This is a genomic window from Extensimonas soli, assembly GCF_029211265.1.
Classification (GTDB): domain Bacteria; phylum Pseudomonadota; class Gammaproteobacteria; order Burkholderiales; family Burkholderiaceae_C; genus Extensimonas; species Extensimonas soli.
The window spans coordinates 16,094-41,523 of the sequence record NZ_JARGEL010000006.1; the positions used below are offsets into that span (position 1 = coordinate 16,094).

The following is a 25,430-nucleotide window of genomic DNA, read 5'->3' on the forward strand; positions in this document are numbered from 1 at the left end:
ACTGAGGGAACCGTGGACATCACCCAGCTGCTTGCATTCACCGTCAAGAACAAAGCCTCCGACCTGCACCTGTCGGCAGGCTTGCCGCCCATGATTCGCGTCAATGGCGACGTGCGGCGCCTCAACGTCGATCCGCTGGACCACAAGGCGGTGCACGCCATGGTCTACGACATCATGAACGATGCGCAGCGCAAGACCTACGAGGAGTTTCTGGAGGTCGATTTTTCCTTCGAAGTCGAGGGCCTGGCGCGCTTTCGCGTGAACGCCTTCAACCAGTACCGTGGCGCGGCCGCGGCCTTTCGTACCATTCCAAGCAAGATCCTCACGCTCGAGCAGCTCAATGCGCCGAAGATTTTTGGCGACCTGGCGCTCAAGCCGCGCGGCCTGGTGCTCGTCACCGGCCCCACGGGTTCCGGCAAGTCGACCACGCTCGCGGCCATGGTGAACCACCTCAACGAGGCCGAATACGGCCACATCCTGACGATCGAGGATCCGATCGAATTCGTGCACGAGTCGAAAAAATGCCTGATCAACCAGCGCGAAGTCGGGCCGATGACGCTCTCGTTCGCGGCTGCCCTGCGTTCGGCGCTGCGTGAAGACCCGGACTCGATCCTGGTGGGCGAAATGCGCGACCTCGAAACCATACGCCTGGCCATGACCGCCGCCGAAACCGGGCACCTGGTGTTTGCCACGCTGCACACCTCGAGCGCCGCCAAGACCATAGACCGGATCATCGACGTGTTCCCGGCCGAGGAAAAGGAAATGGTGCGCGCCATGCTGTCCGAGTCGCTGCAGGCGGTGATCTCGCAGACGCTGTGCAAGCTCAAGGACGGCTCGGGCCGCATCGCTGCACACGAGATCATGCTCGGCACGAGCGCCATCCGCAACCTGATCCGCGAAGCCAAGGTCGCGCAGATGTATTCCACCATCCAGACCGGCAACAGCGTGGGCATGCAGACGCTGGACCAGAACCTGGCCGACCTCGTGCGGCGCAACCTCATCAGCCCCGCCGAGGCCCGCAGCAAGGCCAAGACCCCGGAAAACTTTCCGGGCTGACGAGACGCGGACACCTACCAAGAAAAAAGAACAAAGGAGCACTCATGAAAGGCATTCTCGGTCTGCTGCGCTCGAAGGTTCGCGCCGGCCAGCCACAGAGCGATGCGGCGGACTCGACCTTGTTTTCCACCGCCTTTGCGAGCCAGGGCGCGACCGGGGCGCAACTGGTGCCTTGGGAGGCCCGGGCCGTGGAGGTGGGGGCGCAGCGCCTGCCGGCGCGCCGCGGCGGCACCTTGCTGCAGTCCCTGTGGGCGCGCGACAAATACATGGGTTTGCTGGGTCAGGAAGCCGTGGAGCGCATGGAGCGCTTTTTCACGTTTGCCGTGGTGCCGCCCAACCGCGATGTGATCCGCCAGGATGAATATGGCAACTTCATGCTGGTGGTGCTGACCGGCACCATGGCCATCGATCGCGTGCAGCCCTGGGGCGAGCGGCTGCGTCTCGCCGAGAGCCGGCCCGGGGAAATCCTGGGCGAAATGTCGCTGCTCGACGGTGGCATCCGGTTTTCCAGCTGCACGACGCTTACCGATTGCGAGATCGCCGTGCTCGACGCCGAAGGCATGGACGCGATGATGTCCAGCGATCCGCAGCTGGCTGCGAGTCTGGTAGCGCTGCTGGCGCGCAGGCTCTCGCAGCGCATGCGCGTGGTCAGCGCCCGTTTGAGCGAGGTCCAGCGGTGATGTATCTGTGGTGGGACTTGGGGGGAGCGATGCATGGAACGTGATCAGGCCGGTAAATTCATCAATGACCTGCTCAAGCTGATGGTCAGCCGCAACGGCAGCGACTTGTTCATCACGGCCGATTTCCCGCCGGCGATCAAGGTCGATGGCAAGGTCACCAAGGTGTCCGCGCAGCCTTTGAGCGCGATGCACACCCTCACGCTCACGCGCTCCATCATGAGCGACAAGCAGGTCGCCGAGTTCGAGCGCAGCAAGGAGTGCAACTTCGCCATTTCGCCCGCGGGTATAGGGCGCTTTCGCGTCAACGCCTTCGTGCAGCAGGGCAAGGTGGGCATGGTGCTGCGCACGATTCCGCTCACGCTGCCGACCATAGACGGCCTCGGCGTGCCGCAGGTGCTCAAGGAAGTGGCGATGGCCAAGCGCGGCCTGTGCATCGTCGTGGGGGCCACGGGCTCGGGCAAGTCGACCACACTCGCGGCCATGGTCGATTGGCGCAATGAAAACTCCTTCGGCCACATCATCACGGTCGAGGACCCGGTTGAGTTCGTGCACGCGCACAAGAACTGTGTCGTGACGCAGCGCGAAGTCGGACTGGACACCGACTCCTGGGAGGCCGCACTCAAGAACACGCTGCGCCAGGCGCCCGACGTGATCCTGATGGGCGAGATCCGCGACCGCGAAACCATGGAGCACGCCGTGGCATTCGCGGAGACGGGCCACCTGTGCCTGGCCACGCTGCACGCCAACAGCGCGAACCAGGCGCTCGATCGCATCATCAACTTCTTTCCCGAGGAGCGGCGCGCGCAGTTGCTGATGGACTTGTCGCTGAATCTGCGCGCCATGATTTCTCAGCGCCTGATCCCCCGCGAGGATGGCAAGGGGCGCGCGGCAGTGGTGGAAGTGCTGCTCAACACGCCCTTGATCGCCGATCTGATCTTCCGCGGCGAGGTGGCCGAGGTCAAGGAGATCATGAAAAAAAGCCGCAACCTGGGCATGCAGACCTTCGACCAGGCGCTCTTCGACGCCTACGAGGCGCATGTCATCAGCTACGAGGACGCGCTGCGCAATGCCGACTCGCTCAACGACCTGCGCCTGCAGATCAAGCTCAACAGCCAGCGCGCCAAGTCGCCCGATCTTGCTGCGGGCACCGAGCATTTCGCCATCGTTTGAGAGCGCTTTTTTCGCCTGCGCCGGGTTGGCACAGGCGACTTTTTCATCGTGAAAGTGTTTCATGCCCAGCAGCATCCATCCGCGCAGTTATGACAGCATCGCCCCGCACAAGCTCGCCTTTCTTGGCCTGGGCGTCATGGGCTACCCCATGGCGGGTCATCTTGCGCGCGCCGGTCATGCCGTGACCGTTTACAACCGCACCGCGGCCAAGGCCCAGGCATGGTGCGAAGAGTTTGCCGACGCGCCCAGCAAGCCCCGGCATGCGGCCACACCCTGCGAGGCCGTTGCCGGGGCCGGCCTCGTGTTCTGCTGCGTGGGCAACGATGACGACTTGCGCTCGGTGGTGCTCGGCGAGCAGGGCGCCTTTGCCGGCATGGCGCCGGGCGCGATCTTTGTCGATCACACCACGGCCTCGGCCGAGGTCGCGCGCGAGCTCTGTGCGCAGGCGTGCGCGCAGGGGCTGCAGTTCGTCGATGCGCCCGTGTCAGGCGGTCAGGCGGGGGCGCAAAACGGCCAGCTCACGGTGATGTGCGGCGGCGACCAGGCGGCGTTCGACGCGGCTTTGCCCGTCGTGATGGCGTATGCGCGCGCCTGCACCCTGCTCGGGCCCGTGGGCTCGGGGCAGCTCGCAAAGATGGTCAACCAGATCTGCATCGCGGGCATCCTGCAGGGCCTGGCCGAGGCCATTGCGTTTGGGCAGAACGCGCAGCTCGATGTAAAGCAGGTGCTCGACGTGATCAGCAAGGGCGCGGCGCAGAGCTGGCAGCTCGAAAACCGCGGCAAGACCATGGTCGATGGCAAGTTCGATTTCGGCTTTGCCGTTGACTGGATGCGCAAGGACCTGGGGCTGGTGCTGCAGGAGGCGCGGCGCAACGGCTCGCGCCTGCCGCTCACGGCGCTGGTCGATCAGTTCTACGGCGATGTGCAAAAAATGGGCGGCCAGCGCTGGGACACCTCGAGCCTGATCCAGCGGTTGCGCTGATTTTTCGCTTGGCGCTTGCGTGTCGGCGCCTGCTCAGCCGCCCGAGGCTGGCGCCGCCGCGGCGGGATTGGGCTGCGGCGGTGGCACGAGGCGGCGCAGTTCTTCTTCCGAGATGAGCTCGAACACGCGCACCACCTTGGTCACGCCGGACACACCGCGTGCAATGTCGGTCACGCGCGCTGCTTCGCGCTGCGTCACCAGCCCCATCAGATAGACCACGCCGCGTTCGGTCACGACCTTGAACGCGCTCGACGACAGGTCGCGCGCATCGACGATGCCGGCGCGCACCTGGCCGGTGATCCAGGCGTCGCTCGAGCGCTGGCCCAGGGAAGAGTTGGGCATCACCGCCAGATCATTGACCACGGCGCGCACGTTCTCGACCTGCGCCACGGCCTGCTCCACGCGCTGGCGGTCTTGCTCCGTAGGCACCTCGCCGGTGATGAGCACGCGCCGGTTGAAGCTCGTGACGTTCACGTGGCCGCGTTCGCCCAGCAGCTCGTTCAGGCGGTTCACGGCGCGCAGCTCTATGCCTTCGTCCTCGAGTTGCGCGCCCGAAGTGCGCCGGTCGGCCGCCACCATGCCGCCCATGGCTGCGCCGCCCAGCACCACGGGGGCGCAAGCGCCCAGGCCGAGTGCGACAACCAGGGCTAAAACCTGTAGCGGCCGCTTCGTGTGCGTCCACGCATCGTTGTTTGCTATCAAAATGATTCTTCCTCGCCCAGCAATTGGGCGTCTATGCCGTCGCAGAGGCAGTGCAGCACCAGGGTGTGCACCTCGCGCACGCGCGCGGGGCGGTCGTGCGGCACGGCGATCAGAACGTCGGTTTCGCGCAGCCGCTGTGCGAGTGCGCCGCCGCTGCGCCCCGTGAGCAGCAGCACCATCAGCTCGCGCTCGTGCGCGGCTTCGAGCGCGGCGCGCAAGGCAGGCTCGTCGCCCGTCACGGACAGCATCAGCAATACGTCACCCAGCTGGCCGAGCGCGCGCACCTGGCGGGCAAAAGCGGCCTGCGGCTGTGCCGCCAAGGCGCTTTCAGTGCCCAGCAAGCTGGCGTCGGCCCCGAGCGCGAGCGCGGCGAGCTCGGGGCGCTCGCGCTCGAAGCCGGCCACGCACAGCGCGGCAAACTGCTGCGCCGCCGCCGCCGAGGCGCCCAGGCCGCAGGCCAGCACCTTGCCCCCGCCCGTGATGCACGCGACGACCGCCTGCACGGCCGCAGCGATGGGCACAGCCAGCGCCTGCGCCGCCTGGAATTGCAAGTCTGCCGCGTCAATGAAGTGCTGCTGGATGCGCTGTTCGAGCATGCGCCGATGATAGCGCCCGAGGCTGTCAATACACCTGCGGCACGATCATCTCGGACGGGGTCGGGTGGCGGATGTAGTCGGGGTTGTGGATGCGTGCGGGCAAGGCGACGGTTTCGTGCTCGATCTCGCCGTAGGGCACCTGGGTCAGCAGGTGCTGGATGCAGTTGAGGCGCGCCTTTTTCTTGTCCACGGCCTCGACCACCCACCACGGCGCCTCGGGGATGTGCGTGCGCTCGAGCATTTCTTCCTTGGCCTTGGTGTAGTCTTCCCAGCGCCGGCGCGACTCCATGTCCATGGGCGAGAGCTTCCACTGCTTGAGCGGGTCGTGGATACGCATCAGAAAGCGGCGGTGCTGCTCGTCGTCGGTGATCGAAAACCAGTACTTGACCAGAATCGTGCCCGAGCGGAGCAGCATTTTTTCGAATTCGGGCACGCTGCGGAAAAACTCTTCGAGCTCTTCGGGCGAGCAAAAACCCATGACGCGCTCCACGCCGGCGCGGTTGTACCAGCTGCGGTCGAACAGCACGATCTCGCCGCCCGCCGGCAGGTGCTGCACGTAGCGCTGAAAGTACCACTGGCTGCGCTCGCGCTCGCTCGGCGCCGGCAGCGCGGCAACGCGGCACACGCGCGGGTTCAGGCGCTGGGTGATGCGCTTGATCACGCCGCCCTTGCCCGCGGCGTCGCGTCCTTCGAACAGCACCACCACCTTGAGCTTCTTGGCGACCACCCAGTCCTGCAGCTTGACGAGTTCGCCCTGCAGGCGCAGCAACTCGTGGAAGTAGGCGCGGCGGTCTTCGTCGAACTCCGTGGTGGCGGCGTCGGTGGCCTCGCGGATCAAGCTGTCCATGCGTTCGTCGTCGATCTCCATCTCGAGCTCTTCGTCGATGCTGTCGATCATGTCGGCGTGCAGGCGCCGTTCGTATTCCTGCTGGGTGGCGGTTTTGTCCATGGGGGTCCTCGTGTGGCTGTGCGCGCTTTTCCTCGGAACAGGTTCTCAGCTGCGCGGCTGGGGGCGCAGCCTAAGCACGTTCGGTGACAGTGGCATGAAAATGCCCCTGGCTGGCAGCCTGTCGGACTTTGGAATCGTCGGCTGCGAATGTGCCGCAGCGGCCCATTTTTTACCGTCTTCTTGCCCCATAGTCCCGCTATGAGGCGGCGAATCCGGCAAAAACTGGCCTCGCTGGGGCCCATTCTCGCTATCGACGCCCAAAGTCCGACAGGCTGCTGGGTTGGGGTTCACACTTGCTCAGTGTGCATCGAACGCCCCCTGCAGCCATTGCAGGCCCTGCGGCTCCAGCAGCACCACGTCGAAGCGGCAGGGCGGTGGTGCGGGCAGGCGCAGCAGGTAGTGGCGCGCCGCGAACACGATGCGCCGCTGTTTAGTGCTGCCTATGCTGGCCGCAGCGCCGCCATGGCTGGTGCTCGCGCGGCTGCGCACCTCGACGAACACCAGCGTGCCGTCGGGCGCGCGCATCACGAGGTCGATCTCGCCGCCGCCGCGCCCCGGCGTTCGATAATTGCGCGTTACGAGCCGCAGGCCCGCGGCCTGCAGATGGGCCAGGGCGCGGTCTTCGGCCATGTTGCCCTGGTGCCGCGTCGTGGGCTGCCGCGTGCTTGCGGCGGCCTTGCTGGGCGCGGCGGGTTTTTTGGAGGGGAATGGCATTGAGTGCAACTTTCGCATTGGCGCTGGGCGCGGCGCACGCGGCAGCGGCTGCGCAGCATTATCCGCAGGGGGCGCTGTACGTGGTCGCCACGCCCATAGGCAATCTGGCCGACGTCACGCTGCGCGCGCTGCACGTGCTGCAGCTCGCCGAGCGCATCGCCTGCGAAGATACGCGCCACACGCAGGCGCTGCTGCGCGCCTACGGCATCGACAAGAGGCCGAGCCAGCTGCTCGCGGTGCACGAGCACAACGAGGCCGAAGCCGCGCAGGCGGTATTGGCGCATCTGCGCCAAGGCGAGCGCGTGGCCTACGTGAGTGACGCGGGCACGCCCGGCGTGAGCGACCCCGGTGCGCGCCTGGCCGCCGCAGTGCGCGCCGCGGGCCTGCGCGTGCTGCCGCTGCCGGGCGCGAGCAGCGTGACCACGGCGCTGAGCGCGGCCGGTGCCGTGGCGCCGAGCGCGGCGCAGGAGGGCTTCGTGTTCGCAGGTTTTTTGCCGACCAAGACGAGCGAGCGCGCCGCCGCCGTGCAGCAGCTCGCACACGAGGCGCGCTGCGTGGTGCTGCTCGAAGCGCCGCACCGCATCCTCGAGCTGGCGCAGGCGCTCGCGCCGCTGGGCGAGCGCCCTGTGACCCTGGCGCGCGAGCTGACCAAGCAGTTCGAGGAGATCGCCACCGTCCCCGCGCAGGGCCTGCCGGTCTGGTTTGCCGCCGCGCCCGAGCGTGCGCGCGGCGAATTCGTCGTGCTGCTGCACCCCGCCGCCCTTGCCGCGCACGACGCCAGCATGGAAGCGGGCCAGCGCGCGCTGCGCCTGTTGCTGCCCGAGCTGCCGCTCAAGACCGCCGTGCGCCTGGCCGCGCAGCTCAGCGGCGCGCCGCGCAATGCGCTCTATGCGCAGGCGCTCGAGTGGAAGGGGACGGAGGATTGATCCGTCTGCGCTACGCGAAGATTTGTATCAAAACGGCTTCTAGCAGCCTGTCGGACTTTGGAATCGTCGGCTGCGAATGTGCCGCAGCGGCCCATTTTTTACCGTCTTCTTGCCCCATAGTCCCGCTATGGGGCGGCGAATCCGGCAAAAACTGGCCTCGCTGGGGCCCATTCTCGCTTTCGACGTCCAAAGTCCGACAGGCTGCTAGCCCTTATCCATCAAGCGCGAGCAGCTATCAATTAAATATCTACCCGGCGCTGCCCAGCGAAAGCCCCGCGTGCTCGCGCAGCGGGTGGAAGTGGATTTTGGGAAAGCGCTCCTGCGCCAGGCGCACGTCGTAGGGGCTGGTGCACAGGTAGGCCAGCGCGCCCGCGGCGTCGTGTGCCATGCGCGTGGGGTAGGCGGCTTCGAATTCGCGCAGCTCTTGCGGGCTGTCGGCGCTGATCCAGCGCGCGCTCGTGTAGGGGCAGCCTTCGAGCCGCACTTCGCAGTCGTATTCGGCGGCCAGGCGGTGCTGCACCACCTCGAACTGCAGCTGGCCCACGGCGCCCAGCAGCATGTTGCCGCCCATGTCGGGCTTGAAGACCTGGATCGCGCCTTCCTCGCCAAGTTGCAAAAGGCCCTGCTGCAGCTGCTTGGTGCGCAGCGGGTTCTTGAGCACCACGGTCATGAACATCTCGGGCGCGAAGAAGGGCAGGCCGGTGAACTGCAGGTTCGCGCCGTCGGTGATGGTGTCGCCCAGCTGCACGCCGCCGTGCGTGGTAAAGCCGATGATGTCGCCCGCGTAGGCTTCTTCCACGGCCTCGCGGCGCTGGCTCATGAAGGTGACCACGCTGGTCGGGCGCAGCTCCTTGCCCGTGCGTTGCACCTTGAGCTTCATGCCTGGCGTGTAGCGGCCCGAGGCCACGCGCACGAAGGCGATGCGGTCGCGGTGGTTGGCGTCCATGTTCGCCTGCACCTTGAACACCACGCCCGAAAAGCCCTCGTCGTCGGGCTGCACGGTTTTTTCCACGGGCTGTTTGTTCACGAGCAAGCTGCTCAGGCGCGGGCCGGGCGGCGGCGCCAGATCGACCAGCGCGTCGAGCACCTCCATCACGCCAAAATTGTTCACGCCCGAGCCGAAGAACACCGGCGTCTGCTTGCCGGCCAGAAAGGCCGCATGATCCCAGGCGGGCGAGGCGCCCACGGCGAGCTCCATGCTCTCCATGGCCTCGTCGAATTCGCTGCCGAAGCGCGCGCGCAGGCGCTCGGTTTCACTCAAAGGGATGGCTTCGAAGTCCTGCGGGCGCCGCTCGGAGCCGGCCTCGAACACCGTCATGCTCTGCGTGCGCAGGTTGATGATGCCGCCAAAGCGCTTGCCCTGGCCCACGGGCCAGGTCATGGGCACGCAGGACATGCCGAGCTCGCGCTCGACCTCGTCGAGGATGTCGAGCGGCGCGCGCACTTCGCGGTCCATCTTGTTCACGAAGGTGATGATGGGCGTGTCGCGCTGGCGGCAGACCTCGATCAGGCGGCGCGTCTGCGCCTCCACGCCGTTGGCCGCGTCGATCACCATGAGCGCCGAATCCACGGCCGTGAGCACGCGGTAGGTGTCTTCAGAAAAATCCTTGTGGCCGGGCGTGTCGAGCAGGTTGATGACGTGCTCGCGGTAGCTCATCTGCATCACGCTCGAGGCCACCGAAATGCCGCGCTGCTTTTCGATCTCCATCCAGTCGCTGGTGGCGTGGCGGCTGGCTTTGCGGCCCTTGACGGCGCCGGCGATCTGGATCGCGCCCGAAAACAGCAGCAGCTTTTCCGTCAGCGTGGTCTTGCCTGCGTCGGGGTGGGAGATGATGGCAAAAGTGCGGCGGCGCCGCGTTTCTGAGGCGTAGGACACGGGGTTCTCGGGTGTGGAGCCCCGCGCGGCGCAGCAGAGGCAGGCGGGGCAGGGCGGCGCGCTGGCCGCAGGGGGCGCGATTTTATCGAGGAAAGGGGGCGTTTGCGGGCGTTTGCGCGCGTTCAGGGATGCAGCGCGGCCGTGATTGAACCCAGATTGTCCATCAGGCGGCGCTGCGCGCCTCATGGACAATCTGGGTTGAAGGGCTCCCCGCCTCTCAGGTGCGCATTAGCAAGTCGGTCTCGAAGTCGTGCAGAAACTGCTCCTGCATAGAGGTCTGCACGTAGGAGCGGTTGATCTGGCGCAGGCGTTCGAGAGCGCTTGCGGCGCTGAGGCCGCCCTCGCGGATCAGCCAGGCGGCAAGCACGGTGCCGGTGCGGCCCAGCCCGGCTTTGCAGTGTACGGCGACGACATTCCCTGCATCCAAGAGCAGTTGCATGCGCCGCAGCAGCATGTAGGTCTGGGGGATAGAGGGGGTCTCGCGGTCGAAGATCGGCAGATGGATGTTCGTCAGACCATGGCTTGCGAGCGCCTGCTGATCGAGGTCGCGCTCGGTGAGCGTGACGAGGTGCGTGATGCCCACGCGGCGCAGCAAGTCGAGGTCGTAGTCCATGGGGCTGCTGATGCCCGGCTCGGCACAGCCCGCAAGGCGTCCCGCCACGATCCAGTGAAAGCCCGCAGGGCCGCGCGAGGCGGGGACGACATCCGCTCCGACGCTGGCAGCAATGGCGACCCCGTGGGGAGACGTAGGCGGCAGCGGGGCGTAGCGGCGCGCGGCAACCGCCATGCCAGGTGCAGAGGGGTCGTCAGCGGCGGCGTCTGCCGAGGCAGGCCGGGAAACCGCTTGGGGCTTCGCCGTGGGTTCGGCTTGCCGTGTGACGGGTGTGCCGGCAGACGATGGCGCTGGTACGGGCTCGGGCACGAGGCCGGGGATGAGAGTGGGCGGCGCGACTGCAGCTTCCTCTGCCTGGCGTAAAAACGGCGCGATTGCCTCCAATGCTGCGGCCGGCAGGGGCGGGGGTGCCTCGACGCTGGGGTCGAGGTCTTCAGGGCGCGCATCGGGCGAGGCGATGGCAAGGCTGCCACTGCGCACGAATTGCTGCACCCAAGGGTTGTCGTTGTAGGGGCTGAAGAACCGCGCACAGTCCTGGTGCGCCAGCACCCGCCCGCCGCCGAGCAACACGATGCGGTTCGCAAGTTGCCGCGTCTGACCCTGGTGGTGCAGCACGACGAACAGCCGCGTCCTTTGTCCGAGCACGCGAAGCCAATCCATCAACCAGCGCGCCGCGCCTTCTGGCAGTCCGTAGGTCGGCTCATCGATGCAGAGCAAGGGCGGCGCTGTGGCTGCGTGCGAGAGGATGTTGGCGGCGCGTTGCTGCTCCAGCGGCAGGGACAGCATCGCCTCATCGAGGCGGGGCGCCAGATTGCTAAGACCGTGTAATTCGAGCAATTGTTGCGCGAATGCGTTCCACGCCGCGGGGGCGCGCTCCTCCTGCTGGCGGGCGTGAAAGATCAGCGCATCGCGCAGTGTTGCCTTGAGTACGGCGGCATGCTGCTGCACGAGTGCGGGACGATGTTGTGCGATCGGCTCGCCGAGCACGAGCGCTTGGCCCCAAGTGCGAAAAAGAGCATTGCTTTGCGTGAGTCCCGCGAGCGAGCGCAGCAGGGTGGACTTGCCGCCCTTTACCGGCCCCATGAGCACGTCTATGCCCTGGGCGGGCAAGTCCAGATCGACGCTGGCGAGCACGACGCGTGTGCCGAAGGAGGCGCCCCAGCCGCGCAGCGCCAGCACATCGGCCGGCGTGGGCGCTTGCATCAGACGGCCGATTCGAGTTCGGGCATCGCCATGCGCGCCTTGGTCAGTGCCATGCCAAGGTTGGCCGTGCGGCGGCAGACGAACACGGCCACGTAATCCTGGTAGCGCTTGCCGCGCAGAAAGACGTGGAGCAGGTTGTCGCTGTTCACCACGATCTCCTGAAAATAGTGGTGCCCATCATCGGGCACGCCGCGCGCCTTCTTGAACAACTTTTCGATCATGGTGATGTTTTGCCCGGCAAACAGGTCTGCCGTGGCGGCTGCGACCAGTTCGATGACCTCCTGCGGGTGCGAATCCACGGTTTTGACGGCCAGCAACATGCCAGAGCCTATATCCACATAGCCACCGGCGACGCATTCTGGAATGGTCGAGATCAGGGCTGCGAGTTTGGCGTCGAGTGACATGAGTGTTTCCTTGGTTGCGGTAGATGAAAGTAGCGGATGGCTTCAGGCTTCAGGAGGCTGCCATGGCTTTTGCGCTGCTTGTCGTTCTCGACCCTTTGCGCAGGCCCTTGGCTGAACGCCCTCTGAAGCGCCATCATAAATCCCGATTGCAGGGCTCGACAATGGCGATGTACTGAATTATGCGCAAACCGGGCGCGACCTCAGCCCGCAAAGCGCGGCGCGCGTTTTTCGATGAAGGCGCGCACGGCCTCGTGGTTGTCGGCGGTGGTGTGCGCGAGCGCCTGGTAGCCGGCCGAGAGTTCAAGCAGCGATTCGAGCGAGCTGCGTTCGCCCTCGCGCAGCAGGCGCTTGGTCATGCGCAGCACGCCGCCGGGGTTGGCGGCGATCTTGCGCGCGAGCGTGAGCGCCTCGTCCAGCAGGCGCTCGTGCGGCACCACGCGCGACACCAGGCCGCAGGCCAGCGCCTGCTGCGCGTCGAGCGCCTCGCCCGTGAAGGCCATTTCGGCCGCCTTGGACATGCCCACGGCGCGCGGCAGCAGCCAGGCGCCGCCGTCGCCGGGGACGATGCCGACCTTGACGAAGCTCTCGGCAAAAGTGGCCTTTTCCGAGGCGATGCGGATGTCGCACATGCAGCTCAGGTCCAGCCCGGCGCCGATCGCGGGGCCGTTGACGGCGGCGATCACGGGCACGTCGAGGTTGTAGAGCGCCTTGGGCAGGCGCTGGATGCCGTTGCGGTATTCCTCGCGGACGGCTTCGGGCTGCAGGTCGGGGCTTTGAAAGCGCAGCATGTCCTTGACGTTGCCGCCCGAGCAGAACGCCGGGTCGGCGCCCGTGACGATGACCGCGCGCACGCTGCGGTCGAGTGCGATGTCGGCGCAGGCCTGCACGAATTCGGCCACTGCGGTGTTGCCCGTGAGCGCGTTGCGCGTCTCGGGCTGGTTCATGGTCAGCGTGACGATGGCGCCGTCGCGGGTGATCTTGAGGAATGGATTGCTCATGGTGTGATAGCTGGAAGGGAAGGTGAATAAAGGGCTGGATGGCAAAAAGGCCTCAACCCAGATGGTTCATTGGGACGCTGGATGATGGCGAGGCGGCTGGCGCGGCAGTTTGGTCGCGGCTGAGGAGTGCATGGCCGTTGCCATGGACGACGAAGCCGCGGCCAAAATGACCGATAGACGTCCGCCAGCGCCCGCGTAGGTGCGAAGCACCGCCCAATGAACCATCTGGGTTCAAGCCACGTCGGTCACGGCGCGCAGCAGGTCCAGGCTCAGCGCGTCGCGCCGTTCGAGCAGCGCCTGGCCGACGACGTCGTGCCAGTACGACTCCGAGCCCGCCGCCTGGCGCCAGTTGTGCAGACGGCGCGTGTAAAGCTGCAGGTCGAATTCGGCCGTGAAGCCGATGGCGCCGTGGATCGAGTGGGCGAGCGCTGCGACTTCGAGCGCGGCCTCGCTGGTGCGCGCCTTGGCCACGGCGGCGCGCAGGCGCTCGGGCTGCACGCCCGGCGCACGCAAACCCAGTTGCGCGGCCATGCGCGCGGCGAAGCTGTGCTCGGAGATCACGGCAAGCTGGTGCTGTATGGCCTGGAACTTGCCGATCGGCTTGCCGAACTGCTGGCGCTCGTTCGCGTACTGCAGCGTGCGCGTGAACACGGCCATGAGTGCGCCGGCGATCTGCGCGGCGTAGAGCGCGGCCTGCAGCGTGCGCAGGTCGTGCGTGCCGGGCACGGGCGTGGCGGCGTCCCACGCGCTGGCGGGCCACTGCAGCGTGGCGTCCAGGCAAAAGCCCGCGGGCAGGCGCTCGGCGCCGGCCGTGGGCAGCAGCCGGCATGCGCCCTTGCCCAGATTGTCCAGGCGCGCCACCAGCACCCAGTCGGCGACCGCGCCCAGGCGCACGTTGGCGCAGCGCAGCGCACCGCCCGCAGCGCTGCCGACGGCGCTGGCTTCGGCGAGCGTGATGGCGCCCGCGGGCCGCGCCACACCGGCCGCCGCGAGCAGGCCGCGCGCGAGCAGGGTTTCGCCGAGTGGCAGCGGCAGCGCGTGCGCGCCGCACTGCATGAGCACGCCTTGCACGTCGGCCAGGCACAGGCCCGCGCCGCCGGCGGCCTCGGGCACGAGCGCGTCGGCAAAGCCGGCGTCTTCGAGCTGCTGCCACAGCGCCGCGTGCGCGCCCCCGGCTTCGATCGCGCGCACCACCTGCGGGGTGCATTGCGCACTCAGCAACTGCTGTACGGCGTCGGAAAAAAGATCATCCATGGTCTCGCTCCTCTCGTGCATGGCGCCTCGGGAAAGGTGTCAAAATGCTATTGAAAACATTGCAAAAACCTTGAGGCGAAATAGGCATATAGCGCTTATAGGTTCAGCGCAAGCAGCTATCGATTCGATATGAAAATTTCCAAAAAACTGCGGGCTGCAGGGGTGCGCGCCAGGGCGCTTCAGCGCAGCCCCAGGCCGCGCGCGATCATGCCGCGCAGGATGTCGCGCGTGCCGCCGCGCAGCGAGTAGCAGGGCGCCACCAGCGTCACGTAGTTGAGCGTCTGCAGCAGCTCGAGCGGCACCGCGTCGCTGTCGCTGCGCGCAAACAGGTCGTCGGCGATGGCGGCGGGGATGAGCTGTTCCACGCCCGTGCCCAGGTCTTTGACCAGCGCGGCCTCGACGATGGGGCTCTCGCCGCGCGTGAGCTTTTCCGTCACGGCGATCGAGAGCGCGCGCAGCGGCGCGAGCTGGCTCATGATCTTGCCTGCCAGGCGCTGCGCCGCGGGCGTGTGGCCCGCGGGCGTGCGGATGTAGGCGAGCCAGGTGTCGAAGAGCACGATGCTCGAATACAGGCGCTCGGGCCCGCTGCGCTCGAACGCGAGCTCGGCCGTGACCTGCTCCCAGCCCTTGCCCTCCTCGCCCACGAGCGCGTCGGGCGCGAGTTGCACATTGTCGAAAAACACCTCGCAAAAATGCTGGTCACCGGCCAGGTCGGTGATCGGGCGCACCGTGACGCCCGGCAGCGACAAGTCGACGATGAGCTGCGACAGCCCCTGGTGCCGGTCCTGCGGCGTGCCGCTGGTGCGCACGAGCGCGATCATGTAGTGGCAGTTGTGCGCGTTCGTGGTCCAGATTTTTTGCCCGTTGAGCAGCCAGCCCTGCGCGTTGCGCTCGGCGCGCGTGCGCACGCTGGCCAGGTCCGAGCCCGAGCCCGGCTCGCTCATGCCAATGCAAAAAAAGGCCTCGCCGCGGCAGATTTTGGGCAGGTAAAACTGCTTTTGCGCTTCGCTGCCGTACTTGAGCAGCAGCGGGCCGCTTTGGCGGTCGGCGATCCAGTGCGAACCCACGGGCGCGCCGGCGTTGAGAAACTCTTCCACCAGCACGTAGCGCGCAAACGCGCTGCGCCCGGCGCCGCCGTAAGCGGGCGCAAACGTGATGCCCAGCCAGCCCTGGTGCGCAAGCGCACGGCTGAACGCCGGGTCGCAGCCCGTCCAGGACTTGGCGCGGATGTGCGCAGGGACGTCCTTGAGCGCTTCGGCCAGAAAAGCGCGCACCTGCGTGCGCAGCGCCTCGTCTTCGGGCGGAATGGCGGTGAGGTCCAAAGAGGAAAGCTGGTTCATGCCGGCACCTCGGGGTGGAAAGAAAAAAGCAAGAGCGAAAGCATGGCGGCTCCAAAAGGCAACAGCGTCGAATCTACCAAAGGTTTGTTAGATACCTTGGGGAGATTGTGCCTGTTTGGGCAGCATGGGGCGATACCCTGCGCGGCCCACCATGGGCCTGGGCCCGGTTACAAAAGATCGCCGTCCACGTAAAACCAGCGACCGTTTTCGCACGTGAAACGGCTGCGCTCATGCAGGCGCACGCCGTGCCCGGACTCGCGGCAGCGAGCCACAAATTCGACTTCGGCCCGGTCTGCGGCCGTGAGACGCTGGCTGCGCACCGTGAGGCCCAGCCAGCGGGTGGCGGGGTCGAGCTGGAGCTGCGCGGGGCGGGTGCTGGTGTGCCAGGTGGCCAGCAGGTAGTCGGCCCGCAGGCGCACGAAGGCGGTGTAAGAACCTGTTCATGACCTTTTCGTGGGGTACGCATGGCAGCAAACGGCCACGATCTAGGCGCCCGGCGCCGCCCATGCTGGCGGCCTGGGCAAGGCGGGCAACGACGAGCGTGGCCGTTTGCTGCCATGCCCTTCGGGTTGCCCCGCAAAGGCAGCGTCTGCGGCGTTGCCCATCCTCGCCGCACATCAGTGCGACTTGCGGTGGGCGCCTTGCAGCCACTGCCTTTGCGGGGCAACGTACCCCATGAAAAGATCATGAACAGGTTCTAACGCGAGCGCATCAGGCTTTCGGGGTCCGGCGCGGGGCAGTCCTCGTGCTCGAGGTAGCGCCCGCAACAGGCGGAATAGGCCAGGGGGCGCTGCCTGTTATCGCGGCGGCCGCAAGGGCAAGGGGAGGCATCGTGTGTTGTGGGCATGGGTATCAGAGAGCGGCTTGGGGACGAAGGCTGCGCCGCAGCGGCCGATTTTCGCCTCGTGCGCCCGACCCAAGCCAGGAGCCAGCACGCACAGGAGGTCGGCAAAAAATTGTGGATAACTTTGGGGCAAGCTACAATCCGCAGCCCCACGCCGTTCCTCCTATCCACAGTTTCGAGCCCAGCCTGCAATGTCCGAGGAACCTCTTTCCAGCGCCGTCCAAGACCGTTTCGATCTGACCGAGCCCCCTGCAGATCGCCAGGACCGGCGCCATGCCAAACCCTCTGAAACGCCCCACGCCGAGCCCCTGACGGACGCGGCGGCTGCGGGCCAGGGTTTGTGGCAGGCGTGCCTGGAGCAGCTTGCGCAAGACCTGCCCGAGCAGCAGTTCAACACCTGGATCAAGCCCTTGACGGCGCAGGTGGCCGAGGATTTTTCCCGGCTCACGCTGTTCGTGGGCAACCGCTTCAAGCTCGACTGGGTGCGTGCCCAGTATGCGGGCCGCATCACCGCGCTGCTCGAGGCCTTGTCGGGCCAGGCCATGGCGCTGGAGCTCGCGCTCGCGCCGCGTGAGGCGGCAGCGCGCCCGGTCATGCGCAGTGCAGCTGCCGTGGCGCCCGCGCCGCAGGGGGCCCGGTCCGGCCCGGCCGAAGCGGCGCCGGCGGACGCTGGCGAAAACCTCGAAAGTCCCGGCGGCGCCCAGCGCACGCGGCTCAACCCGGCACTGACCTTCGACACCCTGGTGGAGGGCTCGGCCAATCGCATGGCGCGCTCGGCGGCCCTGCACGTGGCGACCCGGCCGGGGCACCTCTACAACCCCTTGTTCATCTACGGTGGCGTCGGCCTCGGCAAGACGCACCTCGTGCACGCGGTGGGCAACCAGCTGCTGCAGGAGCGCCCCGAGGCCAAAGTTCTCTACATCCATGCCGAGCAGTTTGTCTCGGATGTGGTCAAGTCGTACCAGCGGCGCACTTTCGACGACTTCAAGGCGCGCTACCACGGGCTCGATTTGCTGCTGATCGACGATGTGCAGTTCTTTGCCAACAAGGACCGCACGCAGGAAGAATTCTTCAACGCCTTCGAGGCGCTGCTGGCCAAAAAAAGCCACATCGTGATGACCAGCGACACCTACCCCAAGGGGCTGGCCAACATCCACGAGCGCCTGGTGTCGCGCTTCGATGCCGGGCTCACGGTGGCCATAGAGCCGCCCGAGCTCGAAATGCGCGTGGCCATCCTGATCAACAAGGCGCGCGCCGAAGGGGCCGAGATGCCCGAGGAGGTGGCGTTTTTCGTGGCCAAGAACGTGCGCTCCAACGTGCGCGAGCTCGAAGGCGCGCTGCGCAAAATCCTGGCGTATTCGCGTTTCAACCAGAAAGAGGTCTCCATCCAGCTCGCGCGCGAGGCGCTGCGCGACCTGCTGTCGATCCAGAACCGGCAGATTTCCGTCGAAAACATCCAGAAGACCGTGGCCGACTACTACAAGATCAAGGTGGCCGACATGTATTCCAAAAAGCGGCCCGCGAGCATCGCGCGGCCGCGCCAGATCGCCATGTACCTGGCCAAGGAGCTCACGCAAAAGAGCCTGCCCGAAATCGGTGAACTCTTCGGCGGGCGCGACCACACCACCGTGCTGCACGCCGTGCGCAAGATCGCTGGCGAGCGCCAGCAGCTTACCGAGCTCAACCAGCAGCTGCACGTGCTGGAGCAAACCCTCAAGGGCTGATGGGCAAAGATTGACCATTGGGCTGCGGCCACCGCCGGCAAAGCGGGCAAAATGCGGGGCTTTGCCGTGCAGGCTGCGACAGCGCAGGCCTGGGGCCGCCGTGGCGCGGCCACCAGCGCCCGCCGGCACCCTTGCGCGCAGCGTTTCCACCATTGATGCAGAGGTAGACATGATCGTCCTGAAGGCCACACAAGACAAAGTGCTCGCGGTATTGCAAGCCGTCAGCGGCATCGTCGAGCGCCGCCACACCGTGCCCATCCTGGCCAATGTGCTGATCCGCAAGACGGGCGGCGCGCTGCAGCTCACGACCAGCGACCTCGAGGTGCAGATTCGCACCACGGCCGAGCTCGGCGGCGACGCGGGCGACTTCACCACCACGGTGGGGGCGCGCAAACTCATCGACATTTTGCGCACCATGCCGGCCGACCAGACGGTGAGCCTGGAGTCCTCGGGCGACGGCAAGCTGATCCTCAAGGGCGGCAAGAGCCGCTTCACGCTCGCCACCCTGCCAGCCGAGGACTTCCCGCTCGTGCAGGAGGCCGCGTTCGGCCCCGCGTTCAGCGTGCCGCAAAAAGTGCTCAAGGACTTGCTGCGCCAGGTCTCGTTCGCCATGGCGGTGCAGGACATTCGCTACTACCTCAACGGCATCTTGTTCGTGGCCGAGGGGCGGCAGCTCAGCCTCGTGGCCACCGACGGCCACCGCATGGCCATGGCCAGCGCCATGCTCGAAGTCGAGGTGCCCAAGCAGGAGGTGATCCTGCCGCGCAAGACCGTGCTCGAGCTGCAGCGCCTGCTCTCCGACGCGGGTGGCGAGCAGCAGCCGCAAATCGAGCTGCAGTTCGCCGGCAACCAGGCGCGCTTCACCTTCGGCGGCATGGAGTTCGTGACCAAGCTCGTCGAGGGCAAATTCCCCGACTACCAGCGTGTGGTGCCGCGCAACCACCCCAACATCGTCGTGCTCGGCCGCGCGCCCCTGCTGGCCAGCCTGCAGCGCGTGGCCATCATGACCACCGACAAGTTCAAGGGCGTGCGCCTGAACATCGAGCCCGGCACCTTGCGCGTGGACAGCAACAACAACGAGCAGGAAGAGGCCGTCGATGAGCTCGACATCGACTACGGCGGCGAATGCATAGAGATAGGCTTCAACGTCACCTACCTTATCGACGCGCTCTCCACGCTCGACGACGAGCTGCTGCAGCTCGCGCTGCTCGATGGCAACAGTTCGGTGCTCATCACGCGGCCCGGGCACGACGACTTCAAGTACGTGCTCATGCCCATGCGCATTTGAAGCCCGCCCAAACCCACGATTTTTCGGCTCACGATTGCTACCAATTGCATAGCTTTTTGCGCTTGATGAGCCTGCGCAAAAGGCATATTTGATGATGAAACCCCTGGAAGCAGCGCCTTCCTTCGGACCCAAGGCCCCCATGACCGCTGAATCCACGCAACCCGATCCCGCCGCGCAGGGTGCCGGCGTGCCTGCGCCGCAGGGCGACACCCCCGCCGATGCCGGAGCCAATGCCGGCGACAGCTACGGCGAAGGCGCCATCACCATCCTCGAGGGTCTCGAAGCCGTGCGCAAGCGCCCCGGCATGTACATCGGCGACACCTCGGACGGCACAGGCCTGCACCACCTGGTGTTTGAAGTGGTCGATAACTCCATCGACGAAGCCCTGGCCGGCTTCTGCGACGACATCGTCGTCACCATCCACACCGACAACTCGGTGTCGGTGATCGACAACGGGCGCGGCATCCCCACCGGCGTCAAGTGGGACGACAAGCACGAGCCCAAGCGCAGCGCCGCCGAGATCGCGCTGACCGAGCTGCATGCGGGCGGCAAGTTCAACCAGAACAGCTACAAGGTCTCGGGCGGGCTGCACGGCGTGGGCGTGAGCTGCGTCAACGCGCTGAGCCAATGGCTGCGCCTCACGGTGCGCCGCGACGGCAAAAAGCACTTCATTGAGTTCCGCCGCGGCGTGCCCGTCGATGCCGTCGAAGAGCTCATCGACGGCGTGGCCGTGCGCAAGATGCGCGAGCTGGGCCCCACCGACAAGCGCGGCACCGAGGTGCACTTTCTGCCCGACCCCGAAATCTTCAAGGAAAACTTCGACTTCCACTATGAGATTCTTGCGCGGCGCCTGCGCGAGCTGAGTTTTCTGAACAACGGCGTGCGCATCCGCCTGTGCGACGAACGCACCGGCAAAGAGGACGACTTTTCCGGCGTGGGCGGCGTGCGCGGCTTCGTCGAATTCATCAACAAGGGCAAAACCCCTTTGCACCCCACACCGTTCTACGCCACGGGCGAGCGCCCGGCCGAGGCCTACGGCGGCATCCCCGGCACGCACATCGGCGTCGAGGTTGCGATGCAGTGGAACAACAGCTACAGCGAGCAGGTGCTGTGCTTTACCAACAACATCCCGCAGCGCGACGGCGGCACGCACCTGACCGGCCTGCGCGCCGCGATGACGCGCGTCATCAACAAATACATCGAAGAAACCGAACTCGCCAAAAAAGCCAAGGTCGAGGTCACGGGCGACGACATGCGCGAGGGCCTGTGCTGCGTGCTCTCGGTCAAGGTGCCCGAACCCAAATTCAGCAGCCAGACCAAAGACAAACTCGTGTCCAGCGAAGTGCGCGCGCCCGTCGAAGACATCGTCGGCAAGCTGCTCAGCGACTACCTGCAAGAGCACCCGGCCGATGCCAAGCTGATCTGCGGCAAGATCGTCGAAGCCGCACGCGCGCGCGAGGCCGCGCGCAAGGCGCGCGAGATGACGCGGCGCAAAGGCGTGCTCGACGGCATGGGCCTGCCCGGCAAGCTCGCCGACTGCCAGGAAAAAGACCCGGCGCTGTGCGAGATCTACATCGTCGAGGGCGACTCGGCCGGCGGCTCGGCCAAGCAGGGGCGCGACCGCAAGTTCCAGGCCATTTTGCCGCTGCGCGGCAAGATCCTGAACGTGGAAAAGGCGCGCTACGAAAAGCTTCTCACGAGCAACGAAATCCTCACCCTCATCACCGCGCTGGGCACGGGCATAGGCAAGGCCGGCGGCAGCGGCGGCAGTGACGACTTCGACGTCGCCAAGCTGCGCTACCACCGCATCATCATCATGACCGATGCCGACGTCGATGGCGCGCACATCCGCACGCTGCTGCTCACCTTTTTCTACCGCCAGATGCCCGAGCTGGTCGAGCGTGGCCACATCTACATCGCGCAGCCGCCGCTGTACAAAGTCAAGGCCGGCAAGGAAGAGCTCTACCTCAAGGACGGCGCCGCGCTCGATGGCTTCTTGCTGCGCATCGCGCTGCACCAGGCCAGCGTGTTCACGGGCAGCGCCGGCGCGCGCACGCTCGCGGGTGACGAGCTCGCCGCGCTCGCGCGCAAGCACCAGGCCGCCGAGGGCGTGATCGCGCGCCTGGGCGCCTTCATGGACGCCGAAGCGCTGCGCGCCGTGGCCGACGGCGTCGCGCTGAACCTCGACGACCTGGACGCCGCTGCGCACAGTGCCGCCACGCTGCAGGCCGCGCTGCGCGCGCTCAACCCCACGGGCGTGCCTGCAGAGGTCACGGCCGAGTTCGACCCGCGCACCGACAAACCGCTGCTGCGCATCAGCCGCCGCCACCACGGCAACGTCAAGAGCAGCGTGATCACGCAGGACTTCGTGCACGGCGCCGACTACGCTGCGCTGGCCGAAGCCGCGCACACCTTCCGCGACCTGCTCGGCGAGGGCGCCAAGGTCCTGCGCGGCGAGGGCGAGCGCCAGAAGGAAGAAAAAGTCAGCGACTTCCGCCAGGCCATGAAGTGGCTGCTGGCCGAAGCCGAGCGCACCACCAGCCGCCAACGCTACAAGGGCCTGGGCGAGATGAACCCCGAGCAACTGTGGGAAACCACCATGGACCCGGCCGTGCGCCGCCTGCTGCGCGTGCAGATCGACGATGCCATCGAAGCCGACCGCGTGTTCACCATGCTCATGGGCGACGAGGTCGAGCCGCGGCGCGACTTCATCGAAACGAACGCGCTGCGGGCGGCGAATATCGACGTGTGAGCCCCCTTTGCTTTGTAGAGAGACGCAGATGCGTCTCTCTACAGGTGAGAAAGCGAACCTCCAAAGCCGAGAGGGACAGGCACATGTGCGCGCCATGTCCAGAAGCCCTGGTCTGCCCCCGTCGGGGGGCATTTGGCGAAGGCGAATTTGCCAGCTTCGTGCAGCGCCCGAGCGCATGACGAAATGCACCCTTGAATGACTGAGGTATGACTTTGCAGACACCCCGAGAAACGGCTGAATTGGATGAAGGGAGTGAGAGCTGGTCACCCGGTGTCATTCGCCGCAGTGTGGGCATCGCTGGTGCGGTCGTATTGGCTAGCCTGGTCTACACCCTGCCCCCGTTCGACGAAGCCGCCCGCAAAGGTCTGGCACTGCTGGCTTTCATCGGCGTGCTCTGGCTCACCGAAGCGCTGGACCTGGCGGTGACTGCGCTGCTCGTTCCGCTGGGCGCGCTGGTTCTGGGTATCCCCGGTCTGACCACCACCTCGGCGCTGGCGCCCTTTGCCGACCCGATTGTGTTTCTCTTTCTGGGCGGCTTCGCTCTGGCCACGGCATTGCAGGTGCAGAAGCTCGACCGCAAGATGGCCGCCCTGTTGCTCTTGCTGTCACGTGGCCACTTTGGCTGGGCGGTGGTGCTGCTGTTTCTGGCGACGGCGGTCTTGTCCATGGGCATCAGCAACACGGCCACTGCCGCGATGATGCTGCCGCTGAGCTTGGGCATTCTCGGTGCGCTGGATGATGCGTCCGACCGCCGAACGCATGCCTTTGTGCTCCTGGGTGTTGCCTATGCCGCCAGCATCGGGGGCATCGGCACCTTGGTGGGCTCGCCCCCCAACGCCATCGCTGCGCGGGCGGCGGGCATCGACTATGCCGAATGGCTGCGCATTGGCTTGCCGATGGTGGCCGTCCTGCTGCCGCTGATGTTCGTGACCCTGTGGTGGGTGTTGCGGCCGACGCTGAACCGGCGGTTTGTGCCCGATGTCGTGCCAGTACCTTGGACGCCGAACATGGTGCTGACGCTTGTGGTGTTTGGCCTGACGGTCTTGGGGTGGACCTTTGGCACCAGCCCGCTCAAGGCCGCGGGTATCCAGAGTCCAGACACCTTCGTCGCCATGGCTGCGGCCGTGGCCTTGGTGGCCTTGCGTCTGGCGGCTTGGAAAGACGTGGTCCAGCACACCGATTGGAGTGTGCTCCTGCTGTTTGGTGGGGGGCTCGCGTTGGGCAAGGTGCTGGACCTGTCTGGCGCTTCTCTGGCGATGGGGCACGCCACGTCCAATGCCCTGCAGGGCACCCACCCAATCCTGGTGGTGTTGGCGGTAGCCACTTTCATGGTGCTCTTGTCGGAGTTCGCCAGCAACACCGCTGCGGCGGCCTTGATGGTGCCCATCTTCGGCGCGATGGCCAGGCAGATGGGACTGTCTGCGGAGCTCCTTGTGGTGGTGGTGGGCCTGGCAGCCTCGTTCGGTTTTGCTTTGCCAGTGGCCACACCGCCGAATGCCATGGTGTTCGGTACCGGGATGGTGACCCAGCGCAGGATGCTGCGCGCCGGCATGGCCCTGGACGTGGTGTGCATCCTCGTCCTCACGGCGTGGGGAATACTCAAGTTGGGCTGAATCTGCGGCTGGATGTGGCTTTCCCAGAGTGGCCAACCGTGGTGGGGCCGACACCAATGGAATAGCGTTCTCGGTATGGAAGGGCGCTCAAGGGGAGATGCCCTGGGCGCGGGCCTGGGCAAAGGTTATCGATATTCAATATTTCAATAAATGCTAAAGTGTCGAGATGGAAATTGGTAGCTACTGCCGCAGCCGTGGGAGTGACATTCTCTGTCGGGCTTGATGCGTTGCCGCCCACTGTGATGCCAGACCGCACCAACCACGTCTCCTGGGAGCACTTTGATGAACGAACCTGATGTGGTCAAGGCGCTGGGCGCGCTGGCGCAGGAGACCCGGCTCAAGCTGTTTCGCCTGCTGGTGGTGGCTGGCAAGGACGGCCTGACGCCGAGTCACATGGCCGAAAGACTCGAGGTCGCGCCAGCCGCGCTGTCCTTTCACCTGAAGGAGCTCAGCCATGCCGGTCTGGTGACGTCCGAGCGGGAGGGGCGACGCATCATTTACCGGGCGGAGTTCGCAGCCATGGATGCCCTGCTGGCATTTCTGACGGCCGAATGTTGTCAGGGGCAGCCTTGCCTAAATGCGCCCACCACGGCCTGCACTAATGTGCTGAAAAGGCTTTGCTGAAAGTTTCCTTGCAAGGCCGTTGCGTGTTTTACGGCGGCGGCCTTGTCTGTTTCACATCGCGTTTCTCGAAAGTTGAATCATGGGTTTGTTTGAGCGTTTTTTGACCGTGTGGGTGGCGCTGGGAATCGGGGCTGGCGTCGGACTCGGCCTATGGTTGCCTGGCTTGTTTGAGGCGGTTGCGGCTCTGGAGTACGCCCAGGTCAATTTGGTGGTGGCCGTGTTTATCTGGGTGATGATTTACCCGATGATGATTCAGATTGACTGGCACGCGGTCAAGGACGTGGGCAAGCGCCCGCAAGGCCTGCTGCTCACGCTGGTGGTCAACTGGCTCATCAAGCCCTTCACCATGGCGGCCTTGGGCGTACTGTTTTTCCAGCACCTCTTCGCGCCGTGGGTAGACCCGCAGTCGGCTAGCGAATACATCGCCGGCATGATTTTGCTGGGCGTGGCACCGTGCACCGCCATGGTGTTTGTGTGGAGCCAACTGGTCAAGGGCGATGCCAACTACACGCTGGTTCAGGTGTCGGTGAACGACCTCATCATGGTGGTTGCCTTTGCGCCGATTGCCGCGTTTCTGTTGGGCGTGACCGATGTGACCGTGCCGTGGGAAACCCTGGTGCTGTCCACCGTGCTCTACGTGGTGCTCCCCTTGGGCGCCGGCATGTTGACGCGCCATCTGTTGCTCAAGCGTTCGGCACATGCGCTCACCAACTACGTGACCGCGCTCAAGCCCTGGTCGATGGTGGGGCTGATTGCCACCGTGGTGCTGCTGTTTGGTTTCCAGGCACAGACCATCGTGGAGCAGCCGGGTGTGATTGCACTGATTGCGGTGCCACTCATCCTGCAGTCCTACGGCATCTTCTTCATTGCCTGGTGGGGTGCCAAGCTGCTGAAGCTGCCGCATGACGTGGCCGGACCGGCGTGTCTGATTGGCACGTCCAACTTCTTTGAACTGGCCGTGGCGGTGGCCATTTCACTGTTCGGTCTGAACTCCGGCGCTGCGCTCGCCACCGTCGTAGGGGTATTGGTGGAGGTTCCAGTGATGTTGTCGCTGGTAGCCATCGTCAATGCCTGGAGGCCCACAGACCCTCACAACCTCAAAATTTAATCCATCGCCTGAAG

Annotated in this window: 23 protein-coding genes and 1 pseudogene; 11 read left to right on the forward strand and 13 right to left on the reverse strand. The window is 65.8% G+C overall.

Annotated features, from left to right (window positions below):
• Positions 1 to 12 precede the first annotated feature (12 nt).
• The 4 genes from PYV55_RS00970 to PYV55_RS00985 all read left to right on the forward strand — a co-directional run bounded on the left by PYV55_RS00970 (position 13) and on the right by PYV55_RS00985 (position 3,888).
• Positions 13 to 1,056, forward strand: coding sequence for a type IV pilus twitching motility protein PilT (locus PYV55_RS00970; protein WP_275848425.1), 1,044 nt, complete (start codon positions 13 to 15; stop codon positions 1,054 to 1,056).
• Between the two features lie 44 nt (positions 1,057 to 1,100).
• Positions 1,101 to 1,736, forward strand: a complete 636-nt coding sequence (locus tag PYV55_RS00975; RefSeq protein WP_144730171.1) for a cyclic nucleotide-binding domain-containing protein — start codon at positions 1,101 to 1,103, stop codon at positions 1,734 to 1,736.
• A gap of 33 nt (positions 1,737 to 1,769) precedes the next feature.
• The gene (locus PYV55_RS00980; protein WP_275848429.1) at positions 1,770 to 2,906 is read left to right on the forward strand and encodes a PilT/PilU family type 4a pilus ATPase; all 1,137 of its coding nucleotides are present in this window, start codon (positions 1,770 to 1,772) and stop codon (positions 2,904 to 2,906) included.
• 61 nt (positions 2,907 to 2,967) lie between these two features.
• Positions 2,968 to 3,888 carry an NAD(P)-dependent oxidoreductase gene (locus PYV55_RS00985; RefSeq protein WP_275848431.1) on the forward strand — a complete coding sequence of 307 codons (921 nt, stop codon included), beginning with the start codon at positions 2,968 to 2,970 and terminating at the stop codon, positions 3,886 to 3,888.
• A 33-nt stretch (positions 3,889 to 3,921) separates the two neighbouring features.
• On the opposite strand, the gene PYV55_RS00990 is transcribed toward PYV55_RS00985, so the two are convergent.
• From PYV55_RS00990 to PYV55_RS01010, 5 genes are read right to left on the reverse strand one after another with little or no spacing between them, the layout of a single operon-like run.
• Entirely contained in the window at positions 3,922 to 4,590 is a 669-nt protein-coding gene (locus tag PYV55_RS00990) for a BON domain-containing protein (RefSeq protein ID WP_407066746.1), read from the reverse strand.
• Entirely contained in the window at positions 4,587 to 5,186 is a 600-nt protein-coding gene (locus tag PYV55_RS00995; RefSeq protein WP_275848433.1) for an SIS domain-containing protein, read from the reverse strand. The genes PYV55_RS00990 and PYV55_RS00995 overlap by 4 nt, the downstream gene beginning before the upstream one ends.
• Before the next feature lie 25 nt (positions 5,187 to 5,211).
• Positions 5,212 to 6,135, reverse strand: coding sequence for a polyphosphate kinase 2 (gene ppk2, locus PYV55_RS01000; protein ID WP_275848435.1), 924 nt, complete (start codon positions 6,133 to 6,135; stop codon positions 5,212 to 5,214).
• Positions 6,136 to 6,180: 45 nt separating this feature from the next.
• Positions 6,181 to 6,426, reverse strand: a complete 246-nt coding sequence (locus PYV55_RS01005; protein ID WP_275848437.1) for a hypothetical protein — start codon at positions 6,424 to 6,426, stop codon at positions 6,181 to 6,183.
• Positions 6,427 to 6,432: 6 nt separating this feature from the next.
• Positions 6,433 to 6,849, reverse strand: a complete 417-nt coding sequence (locus tag PYV55_RS01010; protein WP_275848439.1) for a YraN family protein — start codon at positions 6,847 to 6,849, stop codon at positions 6,433 to 6,435.
• Here PYV55_RS01010 and rsmI point away from each other — a divergent pair.
• Complete coding sequence (gene rsmI / locus PYV55_RS01015) at positions 6,849 to 7,775, forward strand: 16S rRNA (cytidine(1402)-2'-O)-methyltransferase (protein WP_275848441.1); 927 nt, start codon at positions 6,849 to 6,851, stop codon at positions 7,773 to 7,775. The genes PYV55_RS01010 and rsmI overlap by 1 nt on opposite strands.
• Positions 7,776 to 7,785: 10 nt before the next feature.
• On the opposite strand, the gene PYV55_RS01020 is transcribed toward rsmI, so the two are convergent.
• From PYV55_RS01020 to PYV55_RS01055, 8 genes and pseudogenes are all read right to left on the reverse strand, one after another.
• Positions 7,786 to 7,965, reverse strand: a complete 180-nt coding sequence (locus PYV55_RS01020) for a hypothetical protein (RefSeq protein ID WP_275848443.1) — start codon at positions 7,963 to 7,965, stop codon at positions 7,786 to 7,788.
• Between the two features lie 57 nt (positions 7,966 to 8,022).
• Complete coding sequence (locus tag PYV55_RS01025) at positions 8,023 to 9,651, reverse strand: peptide chain release factor 3 (protein WP_275848444.1); 1,629 nt, start codon at positions 9,649 to 9,651, stop codon at positions 8,023 to 8,025.
• Between the two features lie 217 nt (positions 9,652 to 9,868).
• The gene (locus PYV55_RS01030) at positions 9,869 to 11,467 is read right to left on the reverse strand and encodes a phosphatase domain-containing putative toxin (RefSeq protein WP_275848446.1); all 1,599 of its coding nucleotides are present in this window, start codon (positions 11,465 to 11,467) and stop codon (positions 9,869 to 9,871) included.
• Positions 11,467 to 11,871: a hypothetical protein gene (locus tag PYV55_RS01035; protein ID WP_275848448.1), complete on the reverse strand. Its 405-nt coding sequence runs from the start codon at positions 11,869 to 11,871 to the stop codon at positions 11,467 to 11,469. The genes PYV55_RS01030 and PYV55_RS01035 overlap by 1 nt, the downstream gene beginning before the upstream one ends.
• Positions 11,872 to 12,071: 200 nt before the next feature.
• Positions 12,072 to 12,869, reverse strand: coding sequence for a crotonase/enoyl-CoA hydratase family protein (locus tag PYV55_RS01040; protein WP_275848450.1), 798 nt, complete (start codon positions 12,867 to 12,869; stop codon positions 12,072 to 12,074).
• Between the two features lie 231 nt (positions 12,870 to 13,100).
• On the reverse strand, positions 13,101 to 14,123 hold the full coding sequence (locus PYV55_RS01045) for an acyl-CoA dehydrogenase family protein (protein WP_275848452.1): 1,023 nt from the start codon (positions 14,121 to 14,123) through the stop codon (positions 13,101 to 13,103).
• A 179-nt stretch (positions 14,124 to 14,302) separates the two neighbouring features.
• Positions 14,303 to 15,463 (reverse strand): acyl-CoA dehydrogenase family protein, encoded by a 1,161-nt coding sequence (locus PYV55_RS01050; protein ID WP_275848454.1) that lies wholly within the window; start codon positions 15,461 to 15,463, stop codon positions 14,303 to 14,305.
• A 167-nt stretch (positions 15,464 to 15,630) separates the two neighbouring features.
• Positions 15,631 to 15,894, reverse strand: a pseudogene (locus PYV55_RS01055) (YchJ family protein); the annotation flags it as partial.
• Between the two features lie 604 nt (positions 15,895 to 16,498).
• Between PYV55_RS01055 and dnaA the strand changes: the two are divergent.
• The 6 genes from dnaA (at position 16,499) to arsB (ending at position 25,416) form a co-directional block, all read left to right on the forward strand.
• The gene (gene dnaA, locus PYV55_RS01060; RefSeq protein ID WP_275848456.1) at positions 16,499 to 18,031 is read left to right on the forward strand and encodes a chromosomal replication initiator protein DnaA; all 1,533 of its coding nucleotides are present in this window, start codon (positions 16,499 to 16,501) and stop codon (positions 18,029 to 18,031) included.
• Positions 18,032 to 18,200: 169 nt separating this feature from the next.
• Positions 18,201 to 19,319, forward strand: coding sequence for a DNA polymerase III subunit beta (gene dnaN / locus PYV55_RS01065; RefSeq protein WP_275848458.1), 1,119 nt, complete (start codon positions 18,201 to 18,203; stop codon positions 19,317 to 19,319).
• A gap of 139 nt (positions 19,320 to 19,458) precedes the next feature.
• Positions 19,459 to 22,071 (forward strand): DNA topoisomerase (ATP-hydrolyzing) subunit B, encoded by a 2,613-nt coding sequence (gyrB, locus tag PYV55_RS01070; protein ID WP_275848461.1) that lies wholly within the window; start codon positions 19,459 to 19,461, stop codon positions 22,069 to 22,071.
• 206 nt (positions 22,072 to 22,277) lie between these two features.
• Positions 22,278 to 23,684, forward strand: a complete 1,407-nt coding sequence (locus PYV55_RS01075) for an SLC13 family permease (protein WP_275848463.1) — start codon at positions 22,278 to 22,280, stop codon at positions 23,682 to 23,684.
• A 282-nt stretch (positions 23,685 to 23,966) separates the two neighbouring features.
• On the forward strand, positions 23,967 to 24,308 hold the full coding sequence (locus PYV55_RS01080; protein WP_275848465.1) for an ArsR/SmtB family transcription factor: 342 nt from the start codon (positions 23,967 to 23,969) through the stop codon (positions 24,306 to 24,308).
• Positions 24,309 to 24,387: 79 nt separating this feature from the next.
• Entirely contained in the window at positions 24,388 to 25,416 is a 1,029-nt protein-coding gene (arsB, locus tag PYV55_RS01085) for an ACR3 family arsenite efflux transporter (RefSeq protein WP_275848467.1), read from the forward strand.
• Positions 25,417 to 25,430 lie beyond the last annotated feature (14 nt).

Excerpts from the sequence above, each read along its gene's own strand:
- PYV55_RS00975 (WP_144730171.1), top strand. The coding sequence starts at position 1,101 with ATGAAAGGCATTCTCGGTCTGCTGCGCTCGAAGGTTCGCGCCGGCCAG.
- PYV55_RS00980 (WP_275848429.1), top strand. The coding sequence starts at position 1,770 with ATGGAACGTGATCAGGCCGGTAAATTCATCAATGACCTGCTCAAGCTG.
- PYV55_RS00985 (WP_275848431.1), top strand. The coding sequence starts at position 2,968 with ATGCCCAGCAGCATCCATCCGCGCAGTTATGACAGCATCGCCCCGCAC.
- PYV55_RS00995 (WP_275848433.1), bottom strand. The coding sequence starts at position 5,186 with ATGCTCGAACAGCGCATCCAGCAGCACTTCATTGACGCGGCAGACTTG.
- ppk2 (WP_275848435.1), bottom strand. The coding sequence starts at position 6,135 with ATGGACAAAACCGCCACCCAGCAGGAATACGAACGGCGCCTGCACGCC.
- PYV55_RS01010 (WP_275848439.1), bottom strand. The coding sequence starts at position 6,849 with ATGCCATTCCCCTCCAAAAAACCCGCCGCGCCCAGCAAGGCCGCCGCA.
- PYV55_RS01030 (WP_275848446.1), bottom strand. The coding sequence starts at position 11,467 with ATGCAAGCGCCCACGCCGGCCGATGTGCTGGCGCTGCGCGGCTGGGGC.
- PYV55_RS01035 (WP_275848448.1), bottom strand. The coding sequence starts at position 11,871 with ATGTCACTCGACGCCAAACTCGCAGCCCTGATCTCGACCATTCCAGAA.
- PYV55_RS01040 (WP_275848450.1), bottom strand. The coding sequence starts at position 12,869 with ATGAGCAATCCATTCCTCAAGATCACCCGCGACGGCGCCATCGTCACG.
- PYV55_RS01045 (WP_275848452.1), bottom strand. The coding sequence starts at position 14,123 with ATGGATGATCTTTTTTCCGACGCCGTACAGCAGTTGCTGAGTGCGCAA.
- PYV55_RS01050 (WP_275848454.1), bottom strand. The coding sequence starts at position 15,463 with ATGAACCAGCTTTCCTCTTTGGACCTCACCGCCATTCCGCCCGAAGAC.
- dnaA (WP_275848456.1), top strand. The coding sequence starts at position 16,499 with ATGTCCGAGGAACCTCTTTCCAGCGCCGTCCAAGACCGTTTCGATCTG.
- dnaN (WP_275848458.1), top strand. The coding sequence starts at position 18,201 with ATGATCGTCCTGAAGGCCACACAAGACAAAGTGCTCGCGGTATTGCAA.
- gyrB (WP_275848461.1), top strand. The coding sequence starts at position 19,459 with ATGACCGCTGAATCCACGCAACCCGATCCCGCCGCGCAGGGTGCCGGC.
- PYV55_RS01075 (WP_275848463.1), top strand. The coding sequence starts at position 22,278 with ATGACTTTGCAGACACCCCGAGAAACGGCTGAATTGGATGAAGGGAGT.
- PYV55_RS01080 (WP_275848465.1), top strand. The coding sequence starts at position 23,967 with ATGAACGAACCTGATGTGGTCAAGGCGCTGGGCGCGCTGGCGCAGGAG.
- arsB (WP_275848467.1), top strand. The coding sequence starts at position 24,388 with ATGGGTTTGTTTGAGCGTTTTTTGACCGTGTGGGTGGCGCTGGGAATC.